The sequence below is a fragment of the Mycobacterium sp. genome, assembly GCF_049280035.1.
Lineage (GTDB): Bacteria > Actinomycetota > Actinomycetes > Mycobacteriales > Mycobacteriaceae > Mycobacterium.
The window spans coordinates 1-7,202 of record NZ_JBAPPI010000823.1; the positions used below are offsets into that span (position 1 = coordinate 1).

Below are 7,202 nucleotides of genomic sequence, written 5' to 3' on the forward strand. Positions count from 1 at the left end.
CGAGCGGCTTGTGCGGCAGGCGCGCCGGGACGCCAACGCGCGAACGGTCTTATGCTGCGAACATGGCGTCACAGTGGCGGACGTTGCGGCGGTTCCAGAGGAATCTAGAGAAGCTGGTGTCCGTGGCCTCCAGCGAGGCACCAGAGTTGATCCGGCAATTGCAGCAGTCGCCGACTGTGCAGCGCGGTATCAAGATCGCTTTGGATGTGATCACCGGCGGCGCCGCCGAGGCGCCGACCGAGATCACCGCAGGTCGCCCAGTCACCAGCAACAGCGCACCGACCGCGCACCGGGCTCGCAAGCTGGTCTACTGCCCCAACTTGGACGGCCGGGCCGACCCCGGCGAAATCGTGTGGACCTGGGTGACCTACGAGGACGACCCCACTCGCGGCAAGGACCGCCCGGTCCTGGTCGTGGGCCGCGACCGCAACACGCTGCTCGGGCTGATGATGTCCAGTCAGGAGAGGCACGCCGCCGACCGAGACTGGGTCGGGATAGGTAGCGGAAGCTGGGATAGCGACGGCAGACCCAGCTGGGTGCGGTTAGACCGGGTGCTCGACGTCCCCGAGGAGGGCATCCGTCGCGAGGGCGCGATCGTGGAACGCGCCGTCTTCGACGTGGTGGCGGCCCGGCTGCGAAGCAACTACTCCTGGAGCTGAGTGAGCAGCCCTGGCCTCATCGCTCCGCCGAGTGGCCAGTTAACCCACACAATCGGCGCCGACGCGTGTCCTAAGTGGCCACTCGACGCGGTGATCAACCCTGGGTGATGTAGGACTGAAGCTGCTCGTGCTCGGCTTCCAGCTCCTCCATCCGCGTTTTCACGACGTCACCGATGCTGACGATCCCGATCAGCTTTCCGTCCTCGAGTACCGGCACGTGCCGCACCCGGTTTTCGGTCATCAGCATGGTGAGGCTGTCCACCGTGTCGGACTTACTACAGGTCGAGACCACCGCCGTCATGATTTCCGAGACCGGCCGCGAGAGCACCGAAGCCCCGTGGGCGTGCAGCCGGCGCACGATGTCGCGCTCGGAGACGATGCCGGCAACACCGTCTGGTCCAACCACCACCATGGCGCCGATGTTGTGACTGGCGAGCCCGTCGAGCAGTTCGGTCACCGTCGCGTCGGGGTTGATCGTCATCACCTCGCCGCCCTTGCTCCGCAGCACATCTGCAATCCGCATTCAGGCCTCCCACCGAGTTGTGATCCGGTTCACACCAGGCTACGGCGAGATCGGTCATCGTGAAAGCAACCGACGAAAATCGGGCCAACCTCCAGGTCACGATCGCGGCCACAAGGCGACGCAGGACGGCGAGGTCGTCTGAAGCAGCGGCATTTAGAGAGTCGTTGGCAGCCAGCTGAATTAGCGAATTGAGCGGTAGCCCGCCAGGATCTATGACATATCTGGAGCCATGATCGAAATCACGCTGCTCGGTACCGGAAGCCCTATCCCCGATCCGAATCGCGCCGGGCCGTCCACCCTGGTGCGGGCCGACGGGCAGGTGTTCCTGGTGGATTGTGGACGCGGCGTGCTGCAACGCGCGGCGGCGATCGGACTGGGCGCCAACGGTTTATCGGCTCTGCTGCTCACCCACCTGCACAGCGACCACATCGCCGACCTGGGCGACCTGCTGATCACCCGTTGGGTCACCACGTTTGCTCCCGATCCCGTGCCGCTATCGATCATCGGACCGCCGGGCACTGCCGCGGTAGTCGAGGCGACATTGAAAGCCTTCGGCCCCGACATCAGCTACCGGATGGCTCACCACGACGATCTGACCGCCCCGCCGGCAGTCGAGGTACACGAATACACCGAGGGCCCGGTATGGGACCGCGACGGCGTGTCAATCCGGGTGGCCCCCACTGACCACCGGCCGGTGGCGCCGACGATCGGGTTTCGGATTGAAATTGGCGGCGCCTCGGTGGTGCTGGCGGGTGACACCGTGCCGTGTGAGCGCCTCGATGAACTCGCCGCCGGCGCAGATGCTTTGGTGCACACGGTCATCCGTAAGGAACTCATAGCGCCGCTGCCAATGCAGCGGGTCAAGGACATCTGTGACTACCACTCGTCGGTGCAAGAGGCGGCCGCCACCGCCAGGCGCACCAGGCGGGTGACGCTCACTGTGCCACGGCGGCCGAACGGTCCGGTCGTCCACCGGCAGCCCGGATATCGCTGCGCCGCAGTGGCAACCAGGCGCCGGCAACCAGCAGCCATCCCAACGCCGAAACACGTGCGACCGGCAGGATCACTCCAAGCACCGGCCAGATCAGCACCAGCGACGTCAATTCGCAAAGCGCGGCGATCGCCAGCCCGATTCGGGCCAGCGATCGTGGCAGCAGCCCCAGAATGAGGCTGGGCACCGCCATACCCGCGACAAGAAGGCCCAGGGCCACGATGTGCCCGGGCCCACCGACCAGGAACACCAGGAAATACAGCGCCCGAACCAACGCGCCGTCAGCGCTGATCTCCGGTCTTGACAGCGTCCAGCCCACCAAACCCGTCAGACCCAAAGAGCCGGCCGCCAAGATTCCACCTGCCAAAGCGATCGTCGCTCCCGGGGCGGTAACCCCGAGCTGCCGCAACCGGGCACTGGCCGTCGCCGCGTAGATGGCGAGCGGTACCGATGATCCGAAGACCGCCACGGCCATGACCTGCACCGCCGCTGACTGCGCCCGGACGTACTGCTGGACCGCGGCGGCCGGCCCGTACGGCAGCGGCATCACTCCGCCGAGCGCGACTCCGATCGCCAGACCACCGAAGAGTAGCCCGACGCAGATCGAGGCGACCAGCACCAGCGGCGGGCCGCCTTGCCTGCCCTGTCGCCGAACCGACTCGTTTCTTTCTTCAGATGAATCATTCATGCTATGAACGATAGGACCCTGTCGGCGCGTTGACAAGAGGAGATGTGCTTCATTCGGTGAATTGTTCCACGAATGTATGATGTCGAAGTGTCGTCAGCATCGGGTACGGAACACGTCGACGGCGTGGCCTTCTTGCTGGCCCAACTCGGCCATCACGCCGCCGCGTTGTTCGCCGAACAGATCGCGACCATCGATCTGACCCCGCCGCACGCGGGCATACTGCGCGCCATCGCCTCAGAGCCCGGGCCGAGCCAGCAAGCCCTGAGCGCTCGGTTGGGTCTGCTGCCCAGCCGCGTCGTCGCCTACGTCGACGAACTCGAGGGTCGCGGCTATGTGGAGCGGCGCCGCAACCTGAGCGATCGTCGGCTGCATGCGCTCTACCTCACCGCGGCCGGGAAGAAGCTGATGCGCAGGCTTTCCGAGCTGGCCCGCCGACACGAGCAGCGGATGACCGCCGCGCTCGACGCCGGGCAATGCGACATGCTGCGCGACCTTCTCACCACACTCGCGCAGGATCAGGGCCTGACCCCGCACGTGCATCCGGGTTACCGCATTCTCGGTCTGGCGGCCAAACGGGCGAAGTGACGCCGGCCGGTGGTGTTGTGTCGTCTCGGCTGTTCGCTACACGGCCAGGCGCGCGACACCTGCGCTGACAACGGGTAACTAAGCCAACCGGGTAATTTCGACGACGACGTCGAGATCGGTGGCGCCTTGTCCGGAGTAGATCCCCTTGAGCGGGGACACATCAGAGTAGTCGCGGCCGACGCCAACACTGACGTACTGCTCGGTGATCTCGCTGTCATTGGTGGGGTCGAGATCCCACCAACTGCCGGTCCAGACCTGCAGCCAGGCATGGCTCTGTCCGTCGACCGTTTCCCCCACCACCGCATCAGAGTCGGGATGGTGATAACCGGACACATAACGCGAGGGAATTCCCATGCCGCGCAACATAATTAGTGCTAGGTGTACGAAATCCTGACAGACACCGTTGCCCTCGCGCAACGCGTCCAAGCCCGACGAGTGGACACCGGTGGTGCCCCGAACATAGTCCAGTTCGCTGCGTACCCACTCTGCGGCCGCGGCGACGGATTCGGCGGGTTCGTGATACTTGGCGATCCGCTTGCCCACGGCCGCAATACGTTTGCTTGCCGGCGTGTAGTCGGTAGGCCGAAGCACCTCGTCGAACCGGTCGATCACCGATTCGCTGTGCAAGTCGGCCCAGGTGACTTTCTCTGTCGGCGGCTCCGCTCGATCGGCCTCCACGACCGACGACGACGTGACGGTCAACTCGGTGTGCGGCGCGTGCAAGTCGAATGCCGTCACCGCGGTGCCCCAATAGTCGATGTAGCGGTATGACCGGGTGGCCGGCACGGTTTCGATGCGGTTGAGGACGACGTTTTGCCGGGTGTCCGACCGCGGCGTGAGCCGGGCTTCGTTGTAGGAGGCCGTCGCCGGCGACGGATAGGCGTATCCGGTGGCGTGCAGTACCCGCAGCCGCCACATCAGGTCTTCCCCTGCCTTGCCGGCAACGGGTCACGGTAGGCGGCGTCGGACCAGGCGACCCACGGTACAGCGTGAAAGTACTGCACCGCCAACGCTTCTCCCACGTCGTAGCAAGTCTTCTGCAAGCTGGCCAGCCGCATCTCCAGCGATTCGAGCAGCACCCCTGGTTCCACGAATTCCAGTTCACTGCGGGCTTGCCCGAGCAATCGCTGCGCTTCGGCGGTGGTACCGATCCGACTGTGCGGATTGTGCAGCAGTTCGTCGAGGTTGTGCTCGGCCATCTTCAGCGAGTAGAAGACAGACCGCGGAAACAGCCGGTCGAGCAGGATGAACTCGACGACTCGGTTGGCGTCCAGCACACCGCGATAGGTCCGCAGATAGGTGTCGTGCGCGCCCGCCGAACGCAGCACGGTCACCCACGCCGGCGAGGATGCGCTGTCCCCTACCCGTGACAACAGCATCCGCACCGTCATGTCCACCCGCTCGATCGCGCGGCCCAGCACCATGAAGCGATACCCGTCGTCACGGGACAGCGTCGAATCGGCGAGGCCGGCGAACATCGCGGCACGGCCCTCAATGAACGATAAAAACTCATGCGGACCAAGACGTTTGGCGGCACGCTCACGTTCACCGAGGGCGTTGTATGTGGTGTTAAGGCACTCCCAGGTCTCGGTGGACGTGACCTCGCGGGCAGACCGCGCGTTTTCCCGGGCGGCTGAGATGGCGTCGACAATAGAGCAACCGCCGGCGGTGTTGCGACGAAACGCCACCAGGTCGGTCAACGACCAGACGTCCAACTCAGTGTCGGGTGGCTCAATGTCCAACACGTGCAACAGCACTCGGGAGGTGCGGTCGGGGTCGACGCTGGAATCCTCCAGCAGTTGGTGCACGGTGACATCGAGGATCCGCGCCGTGTCGTCCGCGCGCTCGACGTAGCGACCGATCCAGTACAGCGCCTCGGCATTGCGGGCCAGCATCAGCGGATCACCGCCTGCTGCTGTTGCTGTTGGCCGGGCTGCTGCTCCTGATTCGGGCGCAGCTGCGATTGTTGCTGCTGCTGAGGGGACTTTTCGACCTCCGAGTCGCCGTTGGACGTCACGACCGGCGTCGGCAGCGACCGCACGGTCTGGGCAGCGCCGAGTTCGCGATCGGCCAGTGAGGCGCGCGACGCCAGCACCCAGGTGTCCTTGGACCCGCCGCCCTGACTGGAATTCACCACCCGCGACCCTTCGACCAGTGCCACCCGGGTCAGGCCGCCGGGCAACACCCACACGTCGTCGCCATCGTTGACCGCGAACGGTCGCAAGTCGACGTAACGGGGCGTCAGCTCGTCTCCGACCTTTGTCGGGACCGTCGAGAGTTGCATCATCGGTTGGGCGATCCAGCCGCGCGGATGGTCGCGGATCTTCTTGCTGATCGCGGTCAACTCCTTGTTGGAGGCTTCCGGACCGAAGACGATGCCGTAGCCGCCGGACCCCTCGACCGGTTTGACGACCAGTTCGCCGACCCGGTCGAGCACTTGTTCCCGTTCGTCGTCCAACCAGCATCGGAAGGTGTCCACATTGGCCAACAACGGTTTCTCGCCGAGGTAGTACTCGATGATCGTCGGCACGTAGGTGTAGACGAGTTTGTCGTCGCCTACTCCGTTGCCGACGGCGCTGGAAATCACCACGTTGCCGGCCCGGGCGGCGTTGAGCAGGCCCGCCACGCCCAGCACCGAATTGGGGCGGAATTGCATCGGATCCAGAAACGCGTCGTCGATGCGCCGGTAGACGACGTCGACCTGACGTTCTCCTTCGGTGGTGCGCATGTACACCTGGTTGTCGCGGCAGAACAGGTCGCGGCCTTCGACCAGCTCGACACCCATCTGACGGGCCAGCAGTGAATGCTCGAAGTAAGCCGAGTTGTGCACCCCCGGGGTCAGCACGACGACGGTCGGATCAGCCTCGTTGGTGGCCGCCGACTTGCGCAAGGCGCGCAGCAGGTGCGCTGCATAGTCGTCGACGGCCCGCACCCGGTGGGTGGCGAACAAGTTGGGAAAGACCCGCGCCATCGTGCGCCGGTTCTCCATCACATAAGACACCCCCGACGGCGAACGCAGGTTGTCCTCCAGCACCCGGAAGCTTCCCTTTTCGTCGCGAATCAGGTCGATGCCGGCGACGTGAATGCGCACGCCGTTGGGTGGCACGATGCCGGCGGCCTGACGGTAGAAGTGCTCACAGGAGGTCACCAGCCGACGCGGGATGACTCCGTCGTTCAGGATCTCCTGATCACCGTAGATGTCGTCGAGGTAGCACTCGAGCGCCTTAACCCGCTGGGTGATGCCGCGTTCCAACCGCGTCCACTCGGCGGCCGAGATCACCCGTGGGACCAGGTCCAGCGGAAACGGCCGCTCCTGGCCGGACAGCGAAAACGTGATGCCCTGATCGCTGAATGCCCGGCCCAGCGCCTCGGCGCGGCCCTCGAGGTCGGACGCATCCGACGGCGCAAGCTCGGCGTAGATGCCTTTGTACGGTCCGCGGACGTTGCCGCGACCGTCGAACATCTCATCGAAAGCCTCTGCGTAGCTGCTCGCGGTGTTGTAGCCGTCGAAGATGCGCTCGTAGTGCTTCGCCGGACGGGACTCGCTGCGCGGCTGCCGCCTGGTCTCGACGGGCACGGTTCGAAGGGCCACTGTGCCATGCTGCATCACAAATCCCGTTTCCGCAGGCCAAGCTGCTCCACTTTGGGAGATTGCACCGCGGACTGATACCGTGAGCAGTCGCCGCCTAAGCGCTGGGACGCGCTGCGGCAACCCGTGACACCACAAGCCGCTCAAGATTTGCGAAGGAATTGACG

The 7,202-nt window shown here is 65.1% G+C and carries 7 protein-coding genes and 1 pseudogene; 3 read left to right on the plus strand and 5 right to left on the minus strand.

Annotated elements, in window-relative coordinates:
* Positions 1–62 precede the first annotated feature (62 nt).
* Entirely contained in the window at positions 63–659 is a 597-nt protein-coding gene (locus WAN71_RS26290) for a type II toxin-antitoxin system PemK/MazF family toxin (RefSeq protein WP_422228133.1), read from the plus strand.
* Between the two features lie 94 nt (positions 660–753).
* Here WAN71_RS26290 and WAN71_RS26295 read toward each other — a convergent pair whose 3' ends face one another.
* Positions 754–1,182 carry a CBS domain-containing protein gene (locus tag WAN71_RS26295; RefSeq protein WP_422228134.1) on the minus strand — a complete coding sequence of 143 codons (429 nt, stop codon included), beginning with the start codon at positions 1,180–1,182 and terminating at the stop codon, positions 754–756.
* A gap of 229 nt (positions 1,183–1,411) precedes the next feature.
* Between WAN71_RS26295 and WAN71_RS26300 the strand changes: the two are divergent.
* Positions 1,412–2,125 (plus strand): annotated as a pseudogene (locus WAN71_RS26300) (ribonuclease Z); the annotation flags it as partial.
* Here WAN71_RS26300 and WAN71_RS26305 read toward each other — a convergent pair.
* Entirely contained in the window at positions 2,118–2,861 is a 744-nt protein-coding gene (locus WAN71_RS26305) for a hypothetical protein (protein WP_422228135.1), read from the minus strand. The pseudogene WAN71_RS26300 and the gene WAN71_RS26305 overlap by 8 nt on opposite strands.
* Before the next feature lie 87 nt (positions 2,862–2,948).
* Here WAN71_RS26305 and WAN71_RS26310 point away from each other — a divergent pair, with 87 nt between their 5' ends.
* Positions 2,949–3,446 carry a MarR family winged helix-turn-helix transcriptional regulator gene (locus WAN71_RS26310; protein WP_422228136.1) on the plus strand — a complete coding sequence of 166 codons (498 nt, stop codon included), beginning with the start codon at positions 2,949–2,951 and terminating at the stop codon, positions 3,444–3,446.
* 78 nt (positions 3,447–3,524) lie between these two features.
* Here the strand turns inward: WAN71_RS26310 and WAN71_RS26315 are convergent, their stop codons facing one another.
* From WAN71_RS26315 to WAN71_RS26325, 3 genes are read right to left on the minus strand one after another with little or no spacing between them, the layout of a single operon-like run.
* Positions 3,525–4,364, minus strand: a complete 840-nt coding sequence (locus tag WAN71_RS26315; RefSeq protein WP_422228137.1) for a transglutaminase family protein — start codon at positions 4,362–4,364, stop codon at positions 3,525–3,527.
* Positions 4,364–5,341 carry an alpha-E domain-containing protein gene (locus WAN71_RS26320; RefSeq protein ID WP_422228138.1) on the minus strand — a complete coding sequence of 326 codons (978 nt, stop codon included), beginning with the start codon at positions 5,339–5,341 and terminating at the stop codon, positions 4,364–4,366. Before WAN71_RS26320 ends, WAN71_RS26315 begins: the two co-directional genes overlap by 1 nt.
* Positions 5,341–7,053, minus strand: a complete 1,713-nt coding sequence (locus tag WAN71_RS26325) for a circularly permuted type 2 ATP-grasp protein (RefSeq protein ID WP_422228139.1) — start codon at positions 7,051–7,053, stop codon at positions 5,341–5,343. Before WAN71_RS26325 ends, WAN71_RS26320 begins: the two co-directional genes overlap by 1 nt.
* Between the last annotated feature and the right edge of the window lie 149 nt (positions 7,054–7,202).